Source organism: Geminicoccus harenae, assembly GCF_019800005.1.
GTDB classification, from domain to species: domain Bacteria; phylum Pseudomonadota; class Alphaproteobacteria; order Geminicoccales; family Geminicoccaceae; genus Geminicoccus; species Geminicoccus harenae.
The window spans coordinates 1-542 of the sequence record NZ_JABGCL010000264.1 but is presented as its reverse complement, the minus strand read 5'-3'; the positions used below and the strand labels follow the sequence as shown (position 1 = coordinate 542).

Annotated in this window: 1 protein-coding gene; it reads right to left on the bottom strand. The window is 69.2% G+C overall.

Features of this window, described 5'->3' with window-relative positions; translation table 11 throughout:
• Positions 1-542: calcium-binding protein (locus HLA95_RS27835; RefSeq protein WP_306422403.1), on the bottom strand; the 542-nt coding region annotated here is incomplete at both ends.

The window sequence follows — 542 nt, the reverse complement described above, 5'->3', positions numbered from 1 at the left end:
TCGCCCCAGATCCGGTCGCGGTTGTCGCCACCCAGGATGGTGTCGTCGCCCGCCCCACCGCTCAGCTGGTCGAAGCCCGCATCGCCCCAGATCCTGTCGTTGCCGCCCTCGCCGCGCAGCACGTCGTTGCCGGCCCCGCCATACAGGTCGTCATTGCCGGCCCCGCCCCAGGCCTTGTCGTTGCCGGCATCACCCCACAGCCGGTCACGGCCGTTGCCGCCATAAAGCTCGTCGTCGCCGTCACCGCCGCTCAGCATGTTGAAGCCGTCCTGGCCCCACAGCTTGTCGTTGCCGGCCTCGCCGCGCAGCACGTCGTCGCCCGACCCACCATACAGGTCGTCATTGCCGGCCCCGCCCCAGATCTTGTCGTGGCCTTCATCGCCCCACAGACGGTCGCGGCCGTTGCCGCCATAGATGAAATCGTCGCCCAGACCGCCACTCACCCGGTCGTTGCCGTCCTCGCCGTGGATCTGGTCGTTGCCGAGCCGGCCATAGAGCAGGTCGTTGCCGGCCCGGCCGTAGAGGGTGTCGTTGCCCTTCAG